Below are 869 nucleotides of genomic sequence, written 5' to 3' on the forward strand. Positions count from 1 at the left end.
GCTTCGCGGAGCTCATCAATTAGCTGGGCGCGGTAACCCGGCTCGAGAACATGTCCTTGGTCGGTTGGGATGATTTTGCCCTCTTTGAGCCGGAAGTCCCACCACCTTGTGAACACGATGTCCATTGATCCAGGGCCCGCGATTGTTTTCCCGGGAAGAGTGAATCTGAAAAGTGCTGTGGCTATTTGCGGGAAGTCATCAATGCGGCGACTGGAAAATTCACCGTGTCTTCGGAGAATATCCAGCTCGCTAACCTGCCGAGAGGAAGTCACAAAGTTGAGGGCTACCTCCAGCACGTTGGTATCACTTTGTCTTACACGTATGGGTTTTTCCCTAGTTGGGAGATGAAGCTCTCGAAATCATCCGCAAGGCACACGATGTCCTTGATTTCTGCATCGACGAAGAGGACTGAATTGGGTGGGAATTCTGTGCGGTTACGGTTGAGTGCGACGAAACTGGAGGCAGAGCCGTCTACGAGGGCGATGGGCAGAACACCCTCGGGCAGCTCCCATGCCAGTGCCATGTAGGGGCCTTCTTCATCGAGGTTGTTCTTTGTGCCAGTGTAGGATCCGTTTCCGAAGAAACCCCACAGTGCGAAACCATCCGGGAATCCAAAGGCATCTAGCTGGGCCGGGAAGAAGCGCTTTTCGTAGGCGAGTTTCCCCCCGCCTGTTGTGTGGATTATGTGGCGATAGTCCTCGGGCAGGGTCATGCCGATGTTTGATTCGATGTCCTGCAGCCGCTGTTGTGAGCAAGGCTCAGCACATGTGCTGAAGAGTTCTGTGAAGCTGATTATTTGTGCTTTCATGTCACGTGGGAAATGGAGTAGCCGCCTGTATCTGGAACCAATGCTATTCGGTTCTGGATAC

At 53.3% G+C, this 869-nt stretch carries 1 protein-coding gene; it reads right to left on the reverse strand.

The features are described from left to right. Window positions 1-313 precede the first annotated feature (313 nt). Window positions 314-808 carry an SMI1/KNR4 family protein gene (locus tag WG936_RS12225; RefSeq protein WP_339573064.1) on the reverse strand — a complete coding sequence of 165 codons (495 nt, stop codon included), beginning with the start codon at window positions 806-808 and terminating at the stop codon, window positions 314-316. Between the last annotated feature and the right edge of the window lie 61 nt (window positions 809-869).

Source organism: Corynebacterium sp. H127, from assembly GCF_037482665.1.
GTDB lineage: Bacteria > Actinomycetota > Actinomycetes > Mycobacteriales > Mycobacteriaceae > Corynebacterium.